Raw genomic sequence first — 21988 nt, forward strand, 5'->3', positions numbered from 1 at the left:
AGATATCAGAAGTGCGAATGCTGACGTAAGTAACGATAAAGGGGGTGAAAAACCTCCTCGCCGGAAGACCAAGGGTTCCTGTCCAACGTTAATCGGGGCAGGGTGAGTCGACCCCTAAGGTGAGGCCGAAAGGCGTAATCGATGGGAAGCAGGTTAATATTCCTGCACGACTTGTAATTGCGATGGGGGGACGGAGAAGGCTAGGTGGGCCAGGCGACGGTTGTCCTGGTGAAAGTGCGTAGGCGGTATTTCTAGGCAAATCCGGAGATACAACGCTGAGACACGAGACGAACGCACTACGGTGCGGAAGCCATTGATGCCATGCTTCCAGGAAAAGCCTCTAAGCTTCAGATTACAAGTCATCGTACCCCAAACCGACACAGGTGGTCGGGTAGAGAATACCAAGGCGCTTGAGAGAACTCGGGTGAAGGAACTAGGCAAAATAGAACCGTAACTTCGGGAGAAGGTTCGCTCTTGACAGTGAAGTCCCTTGCGGATGGAGCAGTTGGGAGTCGCAGTGACCAGATGGCTGGGACTGTTTATCAAAAACACAGCACTCTGCAAACACGAAAGTGGACGTATAGGGTGTGACACCTGCCCGGTGCCGGAAGGTTAATTGATGGGGTTAGCGCAAGCGAAGCTCTTGATCGAAGCCCCGGTAAACGGCGGCCGTAACTATAACGGTCCTAAGGTAGCGAAATTCCTTGTCGGGTAAGTTCCGACCTGCACGAATGGTGTAACCATGGCCATGCTGTCTCCACCCGAGACTCAGTGAAATCGAATTCGCCGTGAAGATGCGGTGTACCCGCGGCTAGACGGAAAGACCCCGTGAACCTTTACTACAGCTTGGCACTGAACATTGAACCTACATGTGTAGGATAGGTGGGAGGCTTTGAAGGCGTGACGCTAGTTGCGCTGGAGCCGTCCTTGAAATACCACCCTTGTATGTTTGATGTTCTAACGCAGGGCCCTGAATCGGGCTCGCGGACAGTGCCTGGTGGGTAGTTTGACTGGGGCGGTCTCCTCCCAAAGAGTAACGGAGGAGCACGAAGGTTGGCTAATCCTGGTCGGACATCAGGAGGTTAGTGCAATGGCATAAGCCAGCTTAACTGCGAGACGGACAGGTCGAGCAGGTACGAAAGTAGGTCATAGTGATCCGGTGGTTCTGAATGGAAGGGCCATCGCTCAACGGATAAAAGGTACTCCGGGGATAACAGGCTGATACCGCCCAAGAGTTCATATCGACGGCGGTGTTTGGCACCTCGATGTCGGCTCATCACATCCTGGGGCTGAAGTCGGTCCCAAGGGTATGGCTGTTCGCCATTTAAAGTGGTACGCGAGCTGGGTTCAGAACGTCGTGAGACAGTTCGGTCCCTATCTGCCGTGGGCGTTGGATGATTGAAGGGAGTTGCTCCTAGTACGAGAGGACCGGAGTGAACGAACCTCTGGTGTTCGGGTTGTCACGCCAGTGGCACTGCCCGGTAGCTAAGTTCGGAATCGATAACCGCTGAAAGCATCTAAGCGGGAAGCGAGCCCTGAGATGAGTCATCCCTGACCCCTTGAGGGTCCTAAAGGGCCGTTGGAGACCACAACGTTGATAGGTGGGGTGTGTAAGCGCGGCGACGTGTTGAGCTAACCCATACTAATTACCCGTGAGGCTTAACCATACAACACCCAAGAAGTGTTTCTGGCCTTGTAGCGAATGAACGAACTACTTAACTAATTCAGTGATAATGACCCAGTCGTTATTCACGTCAGCTTTCTAGATTAAGAATTTGCCTGGCGGCCATAGCGCCGTGGAACCACCTGATCCCATGCCGAACTCAGAAGTGAAACGCGGTAGCGCCGATGGTAGTGTGGCATTCGCCATGCGAGAGTAGGACACTGCCAGGCACCCAATACAAGAAACCCCGCTCGATGAGCGGGGTTTTTTTATTGGCTGTAATTCAGTAAATCGCCTAATAATTGACCGCAATTGACCGCAATTGACCGCAATTGACCGCAATTGACCGCAATTGAGCGGTAATAGCAGCGGTGGCTACGTGCAGCAAGGGAACCTCTGTGATAATTGCGGGCTGCGTTTATGGATAATGCTGACACATCAGCATTATGTCGGCGCTGACTTTGTGCTAAGGGTTTACAGCGCAACAAACTGCAATAAAAACGGGGCCCTGTAGTGGTCAACTAAAAATGGCCCCGTTCTGCTTTTACCTTGCAACACCCATCACTTCAGGTAGCGCTGTTCCAGATGCTGGCGCAGCCAGTGCGGGTTGAGCGCTTCACCGGTGGCGCGGCGCACCAGCTCGTCGGTGCTGTGCAGGCTCCCCTGTGACCAGATGTGGTGACCGAGCCAGTCGAAGATCTCCGGCAGGCGGCCCGCCGCGATTACCTCACCCATGCTGCCCAGCTCTTTTTCGAGGGCAAAACGCAGCTGGGCGGCATACATGGCGCCCAGGGTATAGCTCGGGAAGTAGCCGAACGAGCCGTCGGTCCAGTGAATATCCTGCATGCAGCCATTGCGGTAGTTGCCCTTGGTCGAGAGCCCCAGCCACTGCTGCATCTTGGCATCCCACAACTCGGGGATGTCGGCTACCTCGATCTTCCCTTCCACCAGATCGCGCTCCAGCTCGTAGCGCAGGATGACGTGAGCCGGATAGGTCACCTCGTCTGCATCGACCCGGATAAAGCCTGGCTCGACCCGGCTGTAGAGCTTGGCCAGATTGTCCGGTGCAAACGCCGCCTGTTCGCCGAAGTGGTGACGAATACGTGGCGCCAGCAGCGTGAGGAAGGCCGGATGATGGCCCAGCTGCATCTCGCAAAACAGGCTCTGGCTCTCGTGGATGGCCATGGAGCGGGCCTCGGCCACTGGCTGACCCAGCAGATGACGGGGCAGCCCCTGCTCGTAACGGGCGTGACCGCTCTCGTGCACTATGCCCATCAGGCTGGAGACAAACTCCTGTTCGTTATAGCGGGTAGTGATCCGCACGTCGGTCGGCACGCCACCACAGAAGGGGTGGCTGCTGACATCGAGGCGGCCGTGGGCGAAATCAAAGCCGAGCAGCCCCATCACCTCCTGACCGAGCGCCTGCTGGGTGGCGATGGGGAAGGGGCCTTGCGGCAGCAGCAGGGCATCGCCCTTCTGCTGCTCGCTCACGGTCTGAATAAGGTTCGGCAACCAGCTGGCCAGATCGCCGAAGATCTGATCGAGCCGTGCGCTGGTCATGCCTGGCTCATAGAGGGCCAGCATGGCGTCGTAGGGGCGCACGCCAAGCGCATCGGCTCGCAACTGAGCCACTTCACGGGAGAGTTTCACCACCTCCTCGAGATTGGGGGCAAAACCGGCCCAGTCGTTGTTCTTGCGCTGGCTGCGCCAGGCGTGCTCGCACTTGCTGCCGGCCAGCGACAGCGCTTCGACCAGCTCACCGGGCAGCAGGCTGGCATCTTGCCATTGCCGTTTGATCTCACGGAGGTTGGCGCGTTGCACCTCATCGAGCGGTTCACTCTCGGCCTTGGCAATCCAGTCGCCGAGCTCGGGAGCGGTGCGCTTGTGGTGGATCAGCAGACCGAGTTCGGCCATTGCTTCGGCGCGGGCTTCGTTGCCCCCCTCCGGCATCATGGCCGCCTGATCCCAGCCGCAGATGGCGGCGAGGTGACTAAAGCGGTGGATCTGCTGCTGATGTTTTTCAAGCTTTTGATATGACATGGGATTTTCCTTGTTATCGTCCCTGATGGTATGCACCCCGTACCTGGCATGATCGGGGCCGTTCGATGCTAACACCGCCGTCCCGTCGTTGACCACCTTCACGCAGGTGGGCCAAAGGCGTAGTGGCGGGAGGCGGGTTAGCCAAGCCGCTTCTGGTGCCGTTCGCGGTTTTCCGCTTTTTTGCGCTCGCTCTTGCGCAGCAGCACGTAGAGGGCGCCGCTGCCGCCGTGGCGATGCTCGGCGCTGTGGACCGCCATGACGGCGGGCAGTTGCGGCAACCAGGCGCTGACATAGCTTTTCAGCAGGGCACGCGGGGTGCTGCGCTCCCCCTTGCCGTGCAGGATCAGCAGGCAGCGGATATCCCGGACTTCACAATCCGCAATGAACTGCACCAGCGTCTGGCGCGCTTCGTTGAGGGTTTTCTGGTGCAAATCCAAGCTTGCCTGCAGCTCATATTTGCCGAGCCGCAGCTTCTTGTAGACCCCCTCCTGCACTCCATCGCGCTTGAAGCCGACGATTTCGTGCGGGTCGCGCATCTCGATAGCCTCCATGGTGAGGTGGTCGAGGGCGAGTTGCTGCGCGGTGGCAGCCTGACGGCGAGCGAGTTGCGCCTCGGTCGGGGCGGATTTGGCCGCCTGGGGATGGATGTTGTCGCTGCGAATGGGCCGCACGTCGGCCACTTCATTCATAAATAGCGAGAGTTCGTCGTTATGAGACACAGCAGGCTCCCCATAAGAAAAAGTGGGGGCCATTATAACGGCCGTAACCGGCACGGAAAACGGGGAAAGCAGGAGGGGATAAGAGGGAGCACCAGCATAAAAACCGGGGCGGTCTGGCCTGGGAATCAATGTCGTGAAAGGTAAAACAGCACAGGCGGTCAGTGTGAACTGCCGCCTGGGGTCAGGGGATTATTTCCCCGCTTTGGGTTGCTGTGAATGAGGCGGCTGCGAGTGCATCACCTTGTAGATGAAGTAGGCCGCGTAAGAGCTGATCAGCAAGAAGGTGCCGATAATCACCAGCATCGACATCAATCCCACGCTATTGCCAAACATCAGGTCCAGCCAAAAGTCCATTTTATTGCTCCTGTCACCCGGTTGATGACAGGCATGATAAATACCTCTTTGCCCCGTTTGGGATGATTCCGATCAACTCCCTTGATGGTTGTTTAATAACCAGCACAGATCTGTGATCGTTCTCACTGGACTCCTTACTACTGAGCCTGCACCGGACTTGGGATGGTGAGCGGGGTAATGTGCCACCCCTGTTGCTCCAGCAGTGCCAGCAATCCCTGTTCGCCGTAAAGGTGCAGGGCACCTACCACGATAAAGCTCTCGTTGGGCAGGGTGGACCATTTTTTCAGCCAGTTGTGGTTGCGCTCGGCCAGCAGGGTCTGCTCCATCCAGCTCTGTAGCGCGGGTGGGGCCATCTCCTCCTTGAGCAGATTGATCAGGGCTGCCTCATCCCCCTGCTGCCACGCCTTCATCACGGCGGCGAATCCGCTCTCCAGCATCGGCAGCTCATCCAGGGTGCTGGCGAGCATCAGGGTCTGGTTGTCACCTACGCTGGCCAGATAACCCAACTGCTCCAGCAGGGTTTCAAAGCCTACCACCTGCTTGCTCTCTTTGGCGGCCCGGGTGGCAAAGTGCTGGTCTACCCCGAGTTCACTGTTGAAATCGGAGCGGGCCATGGCGGCCTGGGTCAGGGTAATGGCGGCAAACCAGGGGCGCAGGGTGGCGAGGGTAGCCTCGTCGATGCCATAGCGGGCGCCCGCCATCAGGGTGCGTTGATAGAGCTCGGCAGGCAGATGATCCTTGAGGGGTTTGCCATCCACCAGTCGGGTGAGGGAGCCGGTCTGTTGCCACTGATCCGGCGTGATGCTGTTCATGTCCACCTCCATCACCAGTGCCCGGCTCTGCAGCCAGGCCCGCTCCACCGGCTCGGGCAGAGGATAAAGGGCAGGCTTGCCCGCATGGATGGAGCCCAGCAGCCAGTGTTGCTGATTGCCCTTGCTCACCCGATAAAACGCGGGATCGGCAAAGGCGTGCAGCGGTAGCAGCAGGCAGAGCAGGAAGGCAAAGAGGGTGCGATGAAATCTCATGGGGATCCTTAATATGCGCCGGGTGACTTCTCTTGCTGACAATAACTCCTATGATAAGTCCTCATTTCAGATAACCAAGAGGTTTGCCATGCCCCATCTTCGTTTTCGCGCCGTGACGCTCGATACCCTGCGACAGCTGAGCGGCCCGCTGCTGGCCGAGCTTTGCGAGCTGACCGGTGGCAAGCCGGAATTTGTCACCATGGAGCGGGTGGAGAGCTGCTGGATCCGCAACGGTGAGCCAGAGGCGGGTTTTCCGTTTGTCGAGCTGCACTGGTTTGAACGGCCGCAGGAGATGCAGGATGCCGCCGCACGTCTTATCACGCGCCATCTGAAACAGCTGCTGGGGGAGCAGACCTATGTGGTGGTGCAGGTGATCCCCATGGTCAAGAGCGCTTACTACAGCAATGGCGAGCACTATTGAAGAGAGGATAAACGTCGGGTTAGGTCGCTACGCGGCTAACTCAATCTACGCTACTGGATGCTTATCGCCAATCACGGGATCAGGCCGATTTGGCCAGCAGTTTGTCGAGCCAGCGAGTGGGCAGGATCCGTTTTAGCAGTGCAAAAATTCTGGTCGGGGTGGTCACCGGATAGCGAGCCTTTGGATTGGCGTGGGTCAGTGCGTGCAGCAGTGGCGGGATACACGCCTCGCTGGGGAGGGTAAAGCCACTGGTGGCCCCCTCTTTTTCCAGCCGGGTCAGGGTCTGGTGGTAGGCTGACTGGTGGCGGCTCTGGGCCGGATCGATGTGACGTAAAAAGGCGCTGCGGGCATTGGCGCGAAAACGGGTATCGATGGGGCCCGGTTCGATCAGGCTGATATGTACCCCGCTGCCCGCCAGCTCGAGGCGCAGGGTGTCGCTGTATCCTTCCAGTGCAAACTTGCTGGCGTTGTAGGCGCCGCGGAACTTCATGGCAACCAGCCCCAGTACCGAGCTGTTCTGCACTATCCGGCCCTCTTTGGCCTCCAGCATCGGCGGCAGTACCTGCCGGATCAGATGGTGCCAGCCAAACAGATTGGTATTGAACTGCTCCCTGAGCGCCTCGGTGGGCAGATCTTCCAGCGCACCCGGCTGGCCATAGGCGCCGTTGTTGAACAGGCCATAGAGATGGCCGCCCGCCAGATGGAGCGCCGCACTGGCGCCTAGCTCGATGGAGGCGGGATCCGCCAGATCCAGCTGTACCGCCAGCAATCCCTGTTGCTGCAAACGGGCCACATCTTCCGCCTTGCGCGCCGAGGCGATCACGGTAAAACCGTGCTGGCCCAGCGCCTGCGCGGCGGCGAGGCCAATACCGCTGGAACAACCGGTGATCAGAACAAAACGGGGCATGATGGCGTCCTTGTAACTGCTGGCAGAAGTGTGCGGGCTGGTGTGCGGATAAAACCCTTATCCGGCTCGCATGTTAGCCTGCCAACCGTAAAAAAGAAAACCGGGCCAAGTGGCCCGGTTTGCTGACATCGTATTGCCTGATTACATGATGGTAAACGGAGCAATGATGTGGAACTTGACGTCACGTTCGGAAGTAAACATGTTCGGGTAATACCAGCTGCCCAATTCGTCTTGTTTGTTGTTGTAATCGGTGAAGTGCAGTTTGAACAGAGTACCTTTCAGCTTGCCATCTTGTACGGTGTACATGACATCGAAGTTAGCTGCCCACTCTTTACCGTCAACACGAGTGCTGTTGCCATTTTCGGCATCCCAGCCGTAAGCACCAGATACACCGACAGTCCAACCAGGCGCACCAACCAGGTCATCCAGAGAACGAGTCACGCCAGCAAACAACGCTTTCTCGTTGTTTTCGTTCCAGTCGGAACGGGAGTCCCACCAAATTTCGTTGGCACCTTGAGAGTTTGCATAGCCAGTAGTCAAACGAGGTAGATAGTTACCCAAATCGCCTTCCGCTTTGGTCCACATCCCCTCCAGACGGAAACTGTACTGGGCATAGTTCCAAGCTGCAGTCAGTGCTTGCTGCCATGCCAGACCGTTATAGTCATTGTTTTCAGTATCAGATCCGTAGAATTGGTAGCTGGTGGAGAGGCCGCCCAGTACGTCAAACTTGTGAGCAAGTTTAAAGTGGTAACTGTCCATATAGCCTTCGGACTGACCGAAGGAACCGGTCACAGCAGTACCATTTTCGAAGGTATAACGGGCAGCTAAGCCGTGGATATAGTCGATGCTATTTTCATCGTTAAATGCAGTACTGCCTGCATACATCGACTTTTTAGAGAATCCAGCAGTCTCTTTAAACCATGGTGCTTTGTATTCATCGGCAATTGCGTAAGTGAGGTAGAGACCGCCAAAGTTGCCTTCGACTTGACCACCACGATAGGTACCCGGCTGATAGGACCAGTTAACACCAATCACACCAGGAACGTACAATTGTGTATAACCACCTTTAGCTGTAACACTGTCACCCAATTTAAATTTCAGTGCCGCGTTAGAAAGGCTAAACCCGCCTTCCGAAACGCCATCCATTTTTCCGCCCCATTGTCTGCCAATGAAGCTGAACTCGTTTTCTTCGTTAACACCATTGGTTTCATCAATTGAAAGGTCGTAAGCACCGAAACCACCGAGATCTAAGCCGATGAAATCCCACGCGTAACCAGAGTTAAAATTCAGGGCGACTTGAGCAGTGGCGTGGCTTAGGTTGGATTTGTATTTACCAGCTTTAGGATTTGGAATTTGTTTGTCTGGGTCGTTTGGGTCAGCCATCATAGGCCCTTCCACGCGCTGACGATCACGCTGGAAGTAGAACAGGCCACCGCTCAGTTTGGCATCATCGGCAAAGGCCTCATAGGATTTGCCGTAGGTTGGGCTCATCATGTCCTGAGCAGCCAATGCCATGCCGGGGGCGACCAGAGCGGCTACCACAGCGGCACTCAAAGCGGCGCGCTTGAAGATCACTTTTTCCATTTTTATTGCTCCTGATTTTATGGACTTAGCTTTTTTTCCGGCAGTTGGCATCGGGCCTACCGCTCGGTATTGGCATTGCAATCAAAACCCCTAAGGGGAAAAAATCTTGTCTTGGTTACCTGCGAACCCGGATGTCTTGGCACATCTGTGGTTGGCGATCCTGATCATCACATGTTGTTTTTTTATGTTCCGATTCTTGGCTATCGGACAACCATAAGAGTACGTTCGCGGTGCGAAATATCAATGAAAAGTTCCCGTCATGTTTCAAAAGTATGACCGAGTGCAAATATTCATTACCGCACCTGCAATCTGTTACATCCCCAGTATCGCGGCAATAAAAGCGTTTTCTCTTGGCTGTAGCCTGCGTTCACACTGGTTTTTATCAATCAGGGTCCGAGTAGAGCAATTAACCTCGTTGTAACAGATAAATTTTCGTTACAAAAAAACTATTCGCCATATGTTTGCCAGCTGTCACGGGAGGGAAGCGAGACGTTTGGGCCTGCTGACTGAGGTGGTGAAAACCTGAGTCATGACACATGATTTAGGTGTTCCTTTTTTATTTTTGCCAGTGATTCCATAGCCTTGGCTCGTTGACCAAGGGCGCGCATTGTCACATTTCTGGCATGTCGTACCAGTGAGCCAACGCACATTACGGGGATGCAAATGAGGGTGATTTTGGTTTTTTTGACTTGGCTAACAGTATGAAATTAATGATAAAAACATTAATTTCGGCTGACTGAAAACGGAGGGGGCGGCGGAAACTCACATATTTTCTTTCGAGAATTAAGATTGAGGCTCTGCAGGTTGCTTCCTATACTCGGCCTGTTCCTCACGGAACCCAGGTAAAGGGCAAACCGGTAGTGATGTCGGGGCGCAATGCCTCCGGTCTTGATCATGGATCCAGATAGCGGGGTTTCCCTGGGTGAGGGTGGTTTTTGTGGCAGGTCCATTGCCAGTTGTCTGCGCCCATCATGCAGGTTGCGATTGTTCTTTGCCTTGGTGACCAACGCCAAGACAAAACAAGGAAGATAACAATATGCGACAGCTCTTCAGACCCAGCAGGCTTGCCATGCTGGTCGCCCTTGCGGCTGCGCCCGCCTGGGCTCAGGCCGCTTATCCCGCCTACAAATCCGGTACTGCCTACAAGGCTGGCGATATCGTCAGCAACGTCGGCGCGCTCTACGAGTGCAAAGAATTTCCCTATTCAGGCTGGTGCGGGGCATCTCCTTATCACTATGAACCGGGCGTTGGTGTGGTCTGGGCCGATGCCTGGAGGCTCTATGGCGGCGAGGTGCCACCCCCGGCGCTCGGCGTAGCTGTCAGCTCACCGGCTGCCGGTGCCAGTTTCAATGAAGGTGCCAGCGTGGCGCTGGCGGTGAGCTTGAGCGGCCCGGTGACTGCATTGGTCAAAGTCGAATACCTCATCGACGGCAAGCTGGTCGCTACGGCGAGCGCCGCTCCCTGGAATGCCAGCTGGAGTGCCGCCGGAGTGGGGGCCCATGCTCTGAAAGCCAGGGCGCTGGATAAAGATGGCAAGGTGTTGAGTGAAGCGGATTCCAGCTTCAAGGTCGCCGCCGTGGTGGCACCAGAGGCGCCCAAGGCGAGCATCAGCAGCCCGGCCAATGGCGCCAAGGTGACGCTGGGTCGCAGTGTGGCGGTGAGCGGCAATGTCACCGATGCCAATAACGATGTGGCCAAAGTCGAGCTCTATGTCGACGGCAAGAAGATGGGTGAAGATACCACTGCTCCCTGGCAGGTCAATTGGACGCCGGATGCCAAAGGCAGTGCTGCCCTCAAGCTGGTGGCCACCGACAAGACCAATCTGAGCGGCGAGTCGGCGGCGGTAACCGTCACTGTCGAAGAGGCCGCGTTGCCGCCAGATGGGGGAAACCTCTCCTGTGATATCCGTCAGATCTACCGTCCGGATGGCTACGAGTGCATGGGGGATGACCACGCCCGTCGGGTCATCGGCTATTTCACCTCCTGGCGCACCGGCAAGAATGGCCTGCCAGCCTATCTGGTGAGCGACATTCCGTGGAACAAGATCACTCACATCAACTATGCCTTCGCGGCTGTGGATGAGCAGAGCCACCTGATCAAGGTGGACGATGCTGCTACCAAGATGACCTGGGACGGCGTGCCGGGTGCCGAGATGGATCCTGAATTCGCCTACAAGGGCCACTTCAACCTGCTGTCGAAGTACAAGAAGCAGTATCCGGACGTGAAGACCCTGATCTCGGTAGGGGGCTGGGCTGATACCCGCGGTTTCTACACCGCCACCACCAAGGGCGACTGCTCGGTCAATACCGACGGCATCAATGCCCTCGCCAACTCGGCAGTCGGTTTCATCCGTCAGTACGGCTTTGACGGGGTCGATATCGATTACGAATACCCCACCTCCATGAAGGATGCGGGCAATCCTAACGACTTCCCGCTCTCCAACCAGTGCCGGGCCAAGCTGTTTGCCAACTACGAGGTGCTGATGAAGACCTTGCGGGCGCGGCTCGACAACGCTGGTTACGAAGATGGCCGCAAGTACATGTTGACCATCGCCTCACCGGCGTCGGCCTATTTGCTGCGCGGGATGGAGAACTTCCAGGTCACCCAGTACCTCGATTACGTCAACTTGATGACCTATGACTTCCACGGTGCCTGGAACAACTTTGTCGGCCACAACGCGGCGCTGTTTGATAACAAGGCTGATGGAGAGTTGGCCAACTGGGGCGTCTATACCCAGAAAGAGTTTGGCGGCATCGGTTACCTCAATGCGGCCTGGTCGGCACACTACTTCCGTGGTGCGCTGGCAGCCGGCAAGATCAACGTCGGTGTGCCCTATTACACCCGCGGTTGGCAAGGGGTCAGTGGTGGCACCCACGGTCTGGGTGGCAAGGCGGCCCTGCCGAGCCAGAGCGATTGCCAACCCGGCACCGGTGGCAGCACCATTCCGTGCGGCAACGGGGCGGTCGGCATCGACAACATCTGGCATGATCTCGACAAGAACGGCAAAGAGATCGGCGGTGGCGCCGTGCCCATGTGGCATGCCAAGAACCTGGAGAACGCGGCCAGCCTCGGCATCACTACCCTGCCGAGCTACGGCACAGCCTGGGGTCTGGATCCCAACAACCCTGCTCACGTGATGCAAGGCAAGTATGTGCGTTACTACGATGACAAGGCCCACGCGCCCTGGCTGTGGAACGAAGAGAAGAAAGTGTTCCTCTCCACCGAAGATGAAGAGTCAATGGGCCACAAGCTCGACTACATCATCAACCGTGGTCTGGGTGGTGTGATGTTCTGGGAGATGGCGGGCGACTACGCGTTCGATCCTGCCAAGAACGAGTACGGGATGGGGGATACCCTGACCACGCTCGCCTACGACAAGTTCGCCAAGGCGACGAAGTACCACACCAAGCAGAACGATCTGGCAGCTCCGGCGGCCCAGCTCGACATCGCAGTGAGCCTCTCCGGCTTCAAGGAAGGGGACTCCAACTACCCGATCAACCCGACCCTCAAGCTCACCAACAACTCGACCCAGACCATTCCGGGCGGTACCCGTATCGAGTTCCTGGTTCCGACCTCTACCTCCGATACCATTACCGACCAGAGCGGCATGGGGCTGAAAGTGGTTGAGAGCGGTGGCAACCAGAACTCCGACGGCATTGCGGGCGAGAAGGACTTTCACAAGGTAGGGCTGACCCTGCCGACCTGGAAGGCCTGGACACCGGGAGCTGATGTGGAAGTGGCGCTGACCTACTATCTGCCAGCCGCCGGTGTGCCGAGCGGTATCCGCATCATCAGCGGCAACCAGACCGCCGGTCTCAAGGCCGAGTTCCCGACTCTGCCAGAGGCGGTGCTGGGTTCCGGTGGTGGTGATAATCCGGGGACCACTTGCAGCAGTCAGAGCATTAATCCTGCATCTTACAAGGCCTATCCGACCTGGCCGCAGGGGGACCATGCCAATGGCGGCGATCGCATTACCCATAACAAGGTGGTGTGGCAGGCCAACTGGTGGACCAGCAGCGAGCCCAAGGCAACCGACGGCAGCTGGAAATCTGTATGTAGTTATTAATCTTGAAATCAATGAGATAAGTGGGGCTTCGGCCTCACTTTTTTTGTCTGGTTGGTCGATCTGGTTGAAAATGCGCCTGCCTTTCCTGGCGGGCAGCCTCTATAATAGAGTCGATTAATAAACAGATGGACGTTGCATATGGCGAGTATATTGGATTCAGTTGATCAACGAACTCAGCTAGTCGGTGAAAACCGCCTGGAGTTGTTGATGTTCCGTCTCGGCACCCGCCAGATCTTTGCCATCAACGTCTTCAAAGTGCGGGAAGTGGTCAAACTGCCGCACCTCAGCCGAATGCCCGGTTCTCACCACAATATCAGCGGTGTGGCCAACATCCGTGGCACCTCGATCCCGGTGATCAATCTGCGCAGTGCCATCGGTATGCGCCACATGCCCATCGACAGTGAATCCAACCTCATCATCACCGAATACAACCGCACCATTCAGGGCTTTTTGGTGGGGCAGGTGGCCAACATCGTCAACATGACCTGGAAGGATATTTTGCCGCCACCGCGCTCTGCTGGGCGTGCCAACTACCTCACCGCCATCACCCGTATTCCGGATGACGGCGTCGATCAGATCGTCGAAATCATCGATGTGGAGAAGGTGTTGGCGGAGATCATCACCTATGACATCCGTATTTCAGAAGAGGTGCTGGATCGGGATATCCTGCCCGAGATGCATGGTCGCAAGGTGCTGATCGTCGATGACTCCAGTACTGCCCGTAATCTGGTGCGAGAAACCTTGATGCAACTGGGCCTTGAAATCATTGAATGTCAGGATGGCTTGCAGGCGCTTAACCTGCTGAAAGGTTGGTGTGATGCAGGCAAGAAGGTGACCGACGAGATTTTGCTGATGATCACCGATGCCGAGATGCCGGAGATGGACGGCTACCGTCTGACCCACGAGGTGCGCAGCGATCCGCGTATGTCCGATCTCTTTATCACCCTCAACACCTCCCTCAGTGGCAACTTCAACGAAGCCATGGTCAAGAAGGTGGGCTGCGACCGCTTTATCTCCAAGTTCCAGCCCGACCTGCTGGTGGGGGTGGCCCAGGAGCGGCTGCGTCAGGTGCTGGAAAGCTGAGAAGTTGCCTGCCGGTTATGCTAAATCAATAACAACACATCCCGCTTCGGCGGGATGTGTTGTTATTGGGTATTGGCGATGGATTGGTTGAATCAAGGTGCCACGCAGAGATCGTCGACCGCTCAAAACATCCGATTTTGGCGGGATGTTTGTTTATGGGATGTTGACTCAGAGAGGCGGGTTTATTGGTTGAGCAGTGGCTCCATAAAGCGGGCAACCTTATCGCGGATTTGGGGCTGGGCCGCCGGGGTGGGATGAATACCATCGTTCATCATAAGTTCAGGGCGCAGCGCAATATCATCCATAAAGAAGGGGAGCAGCGGCAGATCGTTAGACTGGGCCAACTCGGGAAAGATCTGTTCGAACTGGCGCAGATAGCGGGCACCGTAGTTGCGGGGCAGCTGGATTTGGGTCAACACCACACGGGTCTGCTGCTCCTTGGCGAGCGCGATCATGCTGGCCAGATTTTGGCGGGTAATGGTCGGTGCGAAGCCGCGCAGGCCATCGTTGCCCCCCAGTTCGATCAGCAGCCAGTCCGGCTTGTGCTCCTTCAGTAGAGCGGGCAGACGGGCCAGCGCCCCCTGGGTCGTTTCACCGCTGATGCTGGCATTGAGCAGGGTGTGTTTGCCCCCCTCCTCCTGCCATTTCTGGTTGAGCAGGGCAGGCCAGCTCTGCTCAACCTGCATCTGATAGCCGGCGCTCAGGCTGTCTCCCAGCACCAGCAGGGTCTGGGCCTGAGCCGACGAGAGCAGGCTGCCGAGGCCAACGAACAAGGCAAACAGAATACGCACCATCAATTCAACTCCCGCTATGGATTGTCATCAAGGAATTGGAACAAAGGATACAGAGCATGAGTTCAACCCCCATTATTGTCGTCAAGGGCCTCGGCAAATCGGTTCGCCTCGGCCAGGAAAGCCTCACCATCCTTGAAGGGATCGATCTGCAAGTCAATAGCGGCGAGACGGTGGCACTGGTCGGCGCCTCCGGCTCCGGCAAGTCCACCCTGCTGGGGCTGCTGGCCGGGCTCGATCTGCCGAGTCAGGGAGACATCGAAATCCTCGGCAAATCTCTCGGTGAGCTGGATGAGGAGGGGCGGGCCCGATTGCGCGCCGAGCAGATCGGCTTTGTGTTCCAGTCGTTCCTGCTGCTCCCGACCATGACGGCGCTCGAGAATGTGATGCTGCCCGCTGAGCTGCGCGGGGAGCGGGATTGCGAACCAAGAGCACGCGACCTGCTGGCCGCGGTCGGGCTTGGCGAGCGGTTGCACCATCTGCCGCCACGGCTCTCCGGCGGTGAGCAGCAGCGGGTGGCCATCGCCCGCGCCTTTATGACCCGTCCAAGCCTGCTGCTGGCGGACGAGCCGACCGGCAACCTCGACAGCAAGACCGGCGAGAAGGTGATCGAGCTGCTGTTTGAACTCAATCGCAAGCACGGCACCACGCTAGTGGTGGTAACCCATGACCATCAGCTGGCCGAACGCTGCCAGCGGCAAGTAGTCATGACGGCGGGCAGACTGGATCGCGAGGTGACCCATGGTGTGGTGTAACGGGGTGAGCAGCGGATCAGGCGGGAGATGCAAGGGATGATGCAGTGGCGATTGGGATGGCGACTGCTGCGCCGGGAAGGTTTCAGCGGCGAGCTGCGCTGGTTTGTGCTGGCGCTAGCGCTTAGCGTGGCGTGTGTCTTGAGTGTGGCATTGGTGGCGGATCGGCTCGATGCCGGACTCAAGGCGTCGGGCCGTGACTTTATCGGAGCGGATCGGGTGCTGCGCACCGCCGCCGCCCTGCCGGATGGTTGGCTGGCCCGGGCGAAACAGGAGGGCTTGGCGCTGCAGACCACCGTCAGCTTCAACAGCATGCTGTTTCACGGCGATGCGCTGCAGCTCGCCTCCATTCGGGCGGTGCCCGACGGTTTTCCCTTCTACGGCAAGCTGGTGCTGGAACCGGCCCGCGCCCCGGCCCCCGGCGAGATCTGGCTCTCCGCCCGGGTGATGCAACTGCTGCAGGCCAAAACGGGGGATGAGCTGGAGGTGGGCAATACGGTGCTCAAGGTGGCAGGTCTGCTTGGCGAGGAGCCGGATCAGGGCTTCAGCCCCTTCCTGCTGGCACCGCGGGCGCTGATCCATAGCGCCGATATCGAGGCGACCGGCGCCCTGTTACCGGGTAGCCGCCAGCAGTGGCGCTATCTGTTCAAGGGGCCGCGAGAATCGTTGGCCCGTTACGAACAGTGGCTGCTGCCGCAATTGCAGGCCGGACAGAAGTGGATCAAACCGGATGACAGTGAATCCCGAGTGGGCCGCTCGCTGGCCAATGCCGAGCGTTTCTTCCGGCTCGCCTCGTTAAGCGGGGTGTTGCTGGGGGCATTGGCGATGGGCATTGCGGTGCGCCACTTTGCCGAGCGCCAGACCAATATGGTGGCGCTGCTCAAGACGCTGGGGGCATCCCGTGCCAGCCTGTGGCAACTGATGAGTGTGTTGCTACTGTCGTTGACGCTGATCGGGGCGCTGCTGGGGTTGGTGGCGGGCACCGCCATGCAGTGGATCACCTTGCAACTGCTGGGGGACCTGTTGCCGCCGGATCTGCCGCCCCCCTCCTGGCGCCCCTTTGCCCTTGGAGTGGCGGTGGCGCTCTTTATCACCCTGCTGCTCGCTTTTGTGCCCTTCTTGCGGTTGCTGAAGGTGCCACCGCTGCGGGTATTGCGCCGCGAGCTGGAGGCGGGCATTCCACCCTGGCTGGCCCTGCCGGTCGGCCTGCTCGGGCTGTTTGCGCTGGTGTGGGGGTTCACTGCTGATGTGAAACTTGCGCTGGGCCTGGTCGGTGGCATGGGATTGCTGATGGCGTTGCTGGCCCTGCTGGCATCCCTGATGTTGCGGTTGGGGGCCAGAGTGAAGGGGCCGCACGCTCTTAGGTTGGCGCTGGCCCACCTGTCGCGCGAGCGCAGTAGTGGCCTGTTTCAGCTGGCGGGTTTTGCGCTGGCGCTGATGCTGTTTGGCTTGCTCTGGGCGGCCCGGGTCGATCTGCTGGATGAGTTTTCGGCCCGCCTGCCCGCCGATGCGCCCAACCGGTTTCTGGTCAATGTGGCCGAGAGCGAGCGGGAGGGGATCCTCAGCGAGCTGGCTGCCGCGGGGGCCACCACCTCCGATTTCTATCCCATGGTGCGCGGCAGGCTGACCCATATCGCTGGTGAGGTGGTGGGCGAGGGGGCTAGCAGTGGCCGTGAAGGGGTCGATCGGGAGCTCAACTTTACTACCACGGCCACTCTGCCAGCCGACAACAAGCTGGTGGCCGGGAAGTGGCTCTCCGGCCCCGGCGAGGTGTCGGTGGATAGCGAGCTGGCCAAGCGGCTCGATATCAAGCTGGGGGATATGCTCGCTTTCACGATTGAAGGACGCAGCTTCGGAGCCAGGGTCACCAGTCTGCGCAGCATCAAGTGGGACAATATGCGCCCCAACTTCTACATGATCTTCTCCAGGGATCTGCTGGCCTCTTTCTCCAGCACCTGGTTGGGCAGCTATCGTTTGCCGATTGAAGGGCGCAGCGCCGAGGTGGAGCTGATCCGCCGTCATCCCACAGTGAGCCTTATCGATGTGGATGACCTGATTGCGCGGCTCACTCAGGTATCGCAGCAGGTGAGCCGGGCGCTGGCCCTGATGCTGGGGCTGGTGACGGTGGCGGCACTGCTGGTGCTGCTGACCCAGACCCAGGCCAGCATGGCTCAGCGTCGGCGCGAGCTGTTGCTGATGCGCACTTTGGGTGCCAGCAGCGACCTGCTGAAAAAGATGCTGCGCTGGGAGCTGGTGGCCAGTGGCCTGCTGGCGGGGCTCTGCGCCGCCATGGTGGTGGAGCTCTGCTCCTTTGGCCTGCAGTGGTGGTGGTTCGAGGGGCAGTGGCAGTTCCACTGGGCCATCTGGCTTGGCTTGCCAACACTGGGGGCCTTGCTGGTGACGCTGGCCGGTCAGGGGATGCAGCGCCAGCTGCTGGCTGGCACCCTCAGCGATCGGCTGCGGGGTCTGGGTCAGGGGTTGCTGTAATCCCGCCAGCGCGAGCCGATGCCACCACTAGGTGCAATCGACCAGCAACAATAACAAGCAGCCCGGCCATTGGCCGGGCTGCTTGTTATTCGAAGAGCTGACGAGCGGGCTCAGCGAGCTGGCGTCAGTTAACGGGGTTCGTGCAGCAGATTGGTGAGGGTGTTTGGCAGCTCGGGATAGCTGAAGTGGAAACCGGCCTGTAGCAGTCGTGCGGGCAACACTTTTTGTCCGGTCAGCAGCAGATCCGCCGCTTCCCCCATCACCAGTTGCAGCAGCGGCGCCGGGACAAAAAAGAGGTGCGGACGGTGCAATGTGGTGGCCAGGGTCTGGCTGAACTCCCGGTTACTGACCGGATGGGGGGCGGTTCCGTTGAAGATGCCGTTGCACTCTTCGTGCTCCAGCAAAAACAGCATGGCGCGCACCAGATCCTGCACATGGATCCAGCTCATCATCTGGCTGCCCGACCCCATGGGGCCGCCGAGTCCGAGTCGATAGGGTGGGAGCATTTTGGGCAGTGCCCCCCCATCCATGCCGAGCACCAGCCCGATCCGCACGATGCAGACCCGGGTCTGGCTGCTCTGTGCTTCTTGCGCCAGGGTTTCCCACTGCTGGCAGAGCTGGTGGGTGAACTCGTCGTTGGGAGAGCGGCACTGCTCGTCGAGGGTTTCGGTGCCCTGTCTGCCATACCAGCCGATGGCGGAGGCATTGATCAGCACCTTGGGCGGTGTGCTGGAGAGTTTGATGAGATCGACCAGCTGCTCGGTCAGCAGCCAGCGGCTATCGCAGAGCAGCTGTTTGCGCTGCTCGCTCCAGCGTCCGGCGGCGATGGGTTCACCGGCCAGATTGATCACTGCATCCACGTCATTGAGGTCATCGAGCCGGTCCAGGCTGTCGATTACCTTAATGTCATGGCCGAGCAGGGTATAAGCGCGGCTGCTTTGCCGACTCAGTACCACCACCTCGTGATTGATCTTGAGATGAGCCACTAGTTTACGGCCGATAAAGCCGGTTCCTCCTGTAATCAGAATTTTCATCGTGGTCCACTCCTGCTGCGGTCTTGCTCTACTCTAATGGCACCTATCCAGATCAACAAGCAAGATGCCTGGCAAACATATAGTTACTTAAATGTATGTTAACCATATCTCTTCCTTGCGCTGTATTGTTGAACAAAGTGATGAGTTGATTGATTTTTGTTGGGTGGACATTTGTTGTTCGCTCGCTATCATGACCACCCTTCGCGCTGTCCACCGGGGCTGTCACCACTTAATCCGTGTATCAAAGAGGCATCCATGCCATTTCGTCGTTTGAAACTTCGCCAGCTCTACAAAAGGATTGTGGTGGCACTGCTGGTTGGCGTCACGCTCCTGCTGCTGGGGGGCGTAGCTGTGATATGGCAGACCGTTTCGGAGATAAGGAAGGATGCCGAGTCACGTTTGCAGCGTGCCCAGCTGATGTTTGATCGCACCCTTGGTCATGCCCAGCAAGCAGCCACCAATGTGGAGGGCGTGATTGGAGCTCCCTGTTCGGAGGCTGCATTGCTGCTGCGTGAGCAGGTGATCATGGTACCCGATGTTCGTTCCGCCAATCTGGCTATTGGTAGCCGGATCTACTGTACGTCCCTGTATGGCGCCTATGATGGGCCCTTCGGTCCGGACGACTATGTAGACGGTAAGCTACAACTGCTCAGTGGTAATGCGACGACTCCGGACCGACCGCTGATCGTACTGCGTCATGAAACAGACAAGGGGAGTGTGCTGATCGGTGTGGATGGTTATTACCTGCGCAGAACGTTGGAGATCTCCAGCAAGAGCTCCCCTATGGCCCTGGTGGTGGGGCAGAGTGCACTTTTTGGCTCAGGTCAGGTTGGGGCCGCACCTTCTCCAGCCGAAGAGGGCTATATGGCACTATCCTCGGCCCGTTTCCCCTACAAAGTCGTCACCCAGGTGACGAGTGATGACTATCTGAGCCACGCCTGGCGCTATTCCAGAGACACACTAATCCTTTGTCCCTTGTTGGCGTTACTGGTTGGGTTTGGCACCTTCTGGCTGATGGGCCGCAGTAACAGCCCGGCAGAAGAGTTGAAACGGGCCTTGGAACAACAGGAGTTTATTCCCTACCTGCAACCCGTGGTTGGCGGTGATGATGAGCAGTTGCGCGGCTGCGAGGTGTTGATGCGCTGGCAACACCCCAAACAGGGAATGATCTCGCCGGATCGCTTTATTCCTCTGGCGGAAGATAGTGGGCTGATTGTGCCCATGACCAGTCAGTTGATGGTACAGGTACGCAACCGTTTCTCCCCCCATGCCAGCAAGCTGCCGACGGGATTTCATTTTGGTTTCAATATCTGCGCCAGCCACTGTAAGGATCTCAGCCTGGTGGCCGATTGCCGGGCATTTATCTATGCCTTTAAGGATAACCCCATCAAGTTGGTGTTGGAGCTGACCGAACGGGAGCTGATTGTGGCCGATGAGGTAACCGATCAACTGTTTGCCGAGTTGCACCAGTTGGGGGTGATGATCGCCATCGATGATTTTGGTACCGGCCACTCCAGTCTCACCTATCTGCAACAGTTTCAGGTCGATGCGCTCAAGATCGATCAGAGTTTTGTCGGCATGATAGGGACTGATGCGCTCTCCAGCCATATTGTCGAGAACGTGATTGATCTGGCGATCCGACTGGAATTACTGTTGGTGGCGGAGGGGGTTGAAACTCAGGCTCAGGCGGATTATCTGCGGGCGCGCAATGTTGACTATCTGCAAGGGTATTTCTATGGGCGGCCAGTCTCGATGAAGGAGTTCAGCAAGCGCTTGTTTGGCTGAGTGGCTTGGCAGTTGCAATAAAAAACCAGCGAGAGATCGCTGGTTTTTTATTAGTGCAGCGGGGTATGCATATCAGAGCATGCGCTGGAGCGCGCGCACCATCCGTTTGACCCCCTCTTCGATGGTAGCTTCATCCACACAAGAAAAACTCAGGCGCAGGGTGTTTTTGATCTCGGGGCGGACATAGAAGGGGGCGCCGGGTACGAAAGCCACCTTCTCTTTGATTGCCTCGTCAAACAGTGCCATGGCACTGATGTGATCCGGCAGGGTCAGCCAGAGAAACATGCCCCCTTCCGGTCTGGTGTAGCTGACGCCGGGCGGGCAGTGACGAGCCAGCGCGGCCTCCATGGCGGCACGCTGGCGGCCATAGACCTCTTTGATTTTTTCCAGATGAGCGTCCAGCGAGTGGTCGGTCAGGAAGCGGTGCAGCACCTGCTGGCTGAAGGCGTTGCTGTGCAGGTCGGTGGCCTGCTTGGCGATAGTTACCTTCTTGCGCAGCCAGTCCGGCACCAGCATCCAGCCAAGACGGAAGGCGGGCACCACGGTTTTCGAGAAAGATCCGAGCAGCACGGTATTGTTTGGTGCCAGCTTGGCAATCGGGGGCAGATGCTCCCCTTCGAAGCGCAGCTCGCCGTAGGGATCATCTTCCACCATCAACAGCTCGTGGTTGACCAGTCGCTCGGCCAGCGCCTCGCGGTTGGCGCGGCTGTAGGATACGCCGCTCGGGTTCTGGAAATTGGGCACGCCGTAGAGCAGTTTGGCATTGGAGCCGCTTGCCAGCAGCGCATCCAGCGCCGCCAGATCCAGCCCCTCCTCGCCGAGAGTGATGGGTTTGAAGGCGGGCTGATAGACAGAGAAGGCCTGGATGGCGCCAAGGTAACCCGGCTCCTCGATGATCAGATCTTGTCCTTCATCGATCAGCACCTTGCCCAGCAGATCCAGCGCCTGCTGGGAGCCGCTGGTGATCAGGATGTTGTCCGGATTGACCTGCATGCCGTGGCGGGTCAGGTAGCGGTCGGCAATGTACTGGCGCAGCGGAGCGAAGCCCTCGGTGGCGGCATATTGCAGGGCGGCAGCCCCTTGCTCGCGCAGCACATCCTGACAGGCCTGATCGATCGCCTTGACCGGAAACAGGTGGGGATTGGGTAGGCCACCGGCGAAGGAGATGATCTCCGGATTGGCGGCAACTTTGAGGATTTCACGGATAAAAGAAGGCTCGACCTTCTCGAAGCGCTGGGCAAAAAACGGCTGCATAGACAATTCTCTCGGCATGTGGG

At 58.0% G+C, this 21988-nt stretch carries 15 protein-coding genes, 2 rRNA genes and 1 riboswitch (1 of these 18 only partly in view); of the genes, 8 read left to right on the forward strand and 9 right to left on the reverse strand.

Going from position 1 to position 21988, the window contains the following annotated elements:
• Together ACY8FN_RS07570 and rrf are read left to right on the forward strand one after the other, a co-directional pair.
• Nucleotides 1-1667, forward strand: a 23S ribosomal RNA gene (locus ACY8FN_RS07570); it begins 1223 nt to the left of the window's first position.
• A gap of 111 nt (nt 1668-1778) precedes the next feature.
• Nucleotides 1779-1893 (forward strand): 5S ribosomal RNA (rrf, locus tag ACY8FN_RS07575).
• A 331-nt stretch (nt 1894-2224) separates the two neighbouring features.
• Here rrf and ACY8FN_RS07580 read toward each other — a convergent pair.
• The 4 genes from ACY8FN_RS07580 to ACY8FN_RS07595 form a co-directional block, all read right to left on the reverse strand.
• A complete protein-coding gene (locus ACY8FN_RS07580; RefSeq protein ID WP_463099640.1) occupies nt 2225-3703 on the reverse strand; it encodes a carboxypeptidase M32 in 1479 nt (492 codons plus the stop codon).
• 137 nt (nt 3704-3840) lie between these two features.
• Nucleotides 3841-4422, reverse strand: a complete 582-nt coding sequence (gene smrA / locus ACY8FN_RS07585; protein WP_139694386.1) for a DNA endonuclease SmrA — start codon at nt 4420-4422, stop codon at nt 3841-3843.
• Between the two features lie 189 nt (nt 4423-4611).
• The gene (locus ACY8FN_RS07590) at nt 4612-4776 is read right to left on the reverse strand and encodes a DUF3149 domain-containing protein (RefSeq protein ID WP_463099641.1); all 165 of its coding nucleotides are present in this window, start codon (nt 4774-4776) and stop codon (nt 4612-4614) included.
• A 137-nt stretch (nt 4777-4913) separates the two neighbouring features.
• Nucleotides 4914-5801, reverse strand: a complete 888-nt coding sequence (locus ACY8FN_RS07595; RefSeq protein WP_463099642.1) for a TraB/GumN family protein — start codon at nt 5799-5801, stop codon at nt 4914-4916.
• A gap of 88 nt (nt 5802-5889) precedes the next feature.
• Between ACY8FN_RS07595 and ACY8FN_RS07600 the strand changes: the two genes are divergently transcribed.
• Nucleotides 5890-6222 carry a DUF1904 family protein gene (locus ACY8FN_RS07600; RefSeq protein ID WP_463099643.1) on the forward strand — a complete coding sequence of 111 codons (333 nt, stop codon included), beginning with the start codon at nt 5890-5892 and terminating at the stop codon, nt 6220-6222.
• A 79-nt stretch (nt 6223-6301) separates the two neighbouring features.
• Here the strand turns inward: ACY8FN_RS07600 and ACY8FN_RS07605 are convergent, their stop codons facing one another.
• Nucleotides 6302-7129: an SDR family oxidoreductase gene (locus ACY8FN_RS07605; protein ID WP_463099644.1), complete on the reverse strand. Its 828-nt coding sequence runs from the start codon at nt 7127-7129 to the stop codon at nt 6302-6304.
• 141 nt (nt 7130-7270) lie between these two features.
• Complete coding sequence (locus tag ACY8FN_RS07610) at nt 7271-8713, reverse strand: OprD family outer membrane porin (RefSeq protein ID WP_139719040.1); 1443 nt, start codon at nt 8711-8713, stop codon at nt 7271-7273.
• 838 nt (nt 8714-9551) lie between these two features.
• A riboswitch (cyclic di-GMP riboswitch) is annotated at nt 9552-9634 on the forward strand.
• A 115-nt stretch (nt 9635-9749) separates the two neighbouring features.
• Here ACY8FN_RS07610 and ACY8FN_RS07615 point away from each other — a divergent pair.
• Together ACY8FN_RS07615 and ACY8FN_RS07620 are read left to right on the forward strand one after the other, a co-directional pair.
• Nucleotides 9750-12779 (forward strand): glycosyl hydrolase family 18 protein, encoded by a 3030-nt coding sequence (locus tag ACY8FN_RS07615; RefSeq protein WP_463099645.1) that lies wholly within the window; start codon nt 9750-9752, stop codon nt 12777-12779.
• A gap of 138 nt (nt 12780-12917) precedes the next feature.
• Nucleotides 12918-13862, forward strand: coding sequence for a chemotaxis protein CheV (locus ACY8FN_RS07620; RefSeq protein ID WP_463099646.1), 945 nt, complete (start codon nt 12918-12920; stop codon nt 13860-13862).
• Between the two features lie 182 nt (nt 13863-14044).
• Here ACY8FN_RS07620 and ACY8FN_RS07625 read toward each other — a convergent pair whose 3' ends face one another.
• Nucleotides 14045-14656, reverse strand: coding sequence for an arylesterase (locus ACY8FN_RS07625; protein ID WP_265773816.1), 612 nt, complete (start codon nt 14654-14656; stop codon nt 14045-14047).
• Between the two features lie 56 nt (nt 14657-14712).
• Between ACY8FN_RS07625 and ACY8FN_RS07630 the strand changes: the two genes are divergently transcribed.
• Together ACY8FN_RS07630 and ACY8FN_RS07635 are read left to right on the forward strand one after the other, a co-directional pair.
• The gene (locus ACY8FN_RS07630; protein ID WP_463099647.1) at nt 14713-15408 is read left to right on the forward strand and encodes an ABC transporter ATP-binding protein; all 696 of its coding nucleotides are present in this window, start codon (nt 14713-14715) and stop codon (nt 15406-15408) included.
• Nucleotides 15409-15444: 36 nt separating this feature from the next.
• Entirely contained in the window at nt 15445-17892 is a 2448-nt protein-coding gene (locus ACY8FN_RS07635) for an ABC transporter permease (protein WP_463099648.1), read from the forward strand.
• Nucleotides 17893-18020: 128 nt separating this feature from the next.
• Here the strand turns inward: ACY8FN_RS07635 and ACY8FN_RS07640 are convergent, their stop codons facing one another.
• Complete coding sequence (locus ACY8FN_RS07640; protein WP_463099649.1) at nt 18021-18926, reverse strand: TIGR01777 family oxidoreductase; 906 nt, start codon at nt 18924-18926, stop codon at nt 18021-18023.
• 255 nt (nt 18927-19181) lie between these two features.
• On the opposite strand from ACY8FN_RS07640, the gene ACY8FN_RS07645 reads away from it, so the two are divergent.
• Complete coding sequence (locus ACY8FN_RS07645) at nt 19182-20711, forward strand: EAL domain-containing protein (RefSeq protein WP_463099650.1); 1530 nt, start codon at nt 19182-19184, stop codon at nt 20709-20711.
• A 72-nt stretch (nt 20712-20783) separates the two neighbouring features.
• Here the strand turns inward: ACY8FN_RS07645 and ACY8FN_RS07650 are convergent, their stop codons facing one another.
• Nucleotides 20784-21965: an aminotransferase-like domain-containing protein gene (locus ACY8FN_RS07650; protein ID WP_463099651.1), complete on the reverse strand. Its 1182-nt coding sequence runs from the start codon at nt 21963-21965 to the stop codon at nt 20784-20786.
• Nucleotides 21966-21988: the final 23 nt, after the last annotated feature.

This window comes from Aeromonas sp. 160P (genome assembly GCF_055193095.1).

Excerpts from the sequence above, each read along its gene's own strand:
- ACY8FN_RS07580 (WP_463099640.1), bottom strand. The coding sequence starts at position 3,703 with ATGTCATATCAAAAGCTTGAAAAACATCAGCAGCAGATCCACCGCTTT.
- ACY8FN_RS07590 (WP_463099641.1), bottom strand. The coding sequence starts at position 4,776 with ATGGACTTTTGGCTGGACCTGATGTTTGGCAATAGCGTGGGATTGATG.
- ACY8FN_RS07595 (WP_463099642.1), bottom strand. The coding sequence starts at position 5,801 with ATGAGATTTCATCGCACCCTCTTTGCCTTCCTGCTCTGCCTGCTGCTA.
- ACY8FN_RS07600 (WP_463099643.1), top strand. The coding sequence starts at position 5,890 with ATGCCCCATCTTCGTTTTCGCGCCGTGACGCTCGATACCCTGCGACAG.
- ACY8FN_RS07605 (WP_463099644.1), bottom strand. The coding sequence starts at position 7,129 with ATGCCCCGTTTTGTTCTGATCACCGGTTGTTCCAGCGGTATTGGCCTC.
- ACY8FN_RS07610 (WP_139719040.1), bottom strand. The coding sequence starts at position 8,713 with ATGGAAAAAGTGATCTTCAAGCGCGCCGCTTTGAGTGCCGCTGTGGTA.
- ACY8FN_RS07615 (WP_463099645.1), top strand. The coding sequence starts at position 9,750 with ATGCGACAGCTCTTCAGACCCAGCAGGCTTGCCATGCTGGTCGCCCTT.
- ACY8FN_RS07620 (WP_463099646.1), top strand. The coding sequence starts at position 12,918 with ATGGCGAGTATATTGGATTCAGTTGATCAACGAACTCAGCTAGTCGGT.
- ACY8FN_RS07625 (WP_265773816.1), bottom strand. The coding sequence starts at position 14,656 with ATGGTGCGTATTCTGTTTGCCTTGTTCGTTGGCCTCGGCAGCCTGCTC.
- ACY8FN_RS07630 (WP_463099647.1), top strand. The coding sequence starts at position 14,713 with ATGAGTTCAACCCCCATTATTGTCGTCAAGGGCCTCGGCAAATCGGTT.
- ACY8FN_RS07635 (WP_463099648.1), top strand. The coding sequence starts at position 15,445 with ATGATGCAGTGGCGATTGGGATGGCGACTGCTGCGCCGGGAAGGTTTC.
- ACY8FN_RS07640 (WP_463099649.1), bottom strand. The coding sequence starts at position 18,926 with ATGAAAATTCTGATTACAGGAGGAACCGGCTTTATCGGCCGTAAACTA.
- ACY8FN_RS07645 (WP_463099650.1), top strand. The coding sequence starts at position 19,182 with ATGCCATTTCGTCGTTTGAAACTTCGCCAGCTCTACAAAAGGATTGTG.
- ACY8FN_RS07650 (WP_463099651.1), bottom strand. The coding sequence starts at position 21,965 with ATGCAGCCGTTTTTTGCCCAGCGCTTCGAGAAGGTCGAGCCTTCTTTT.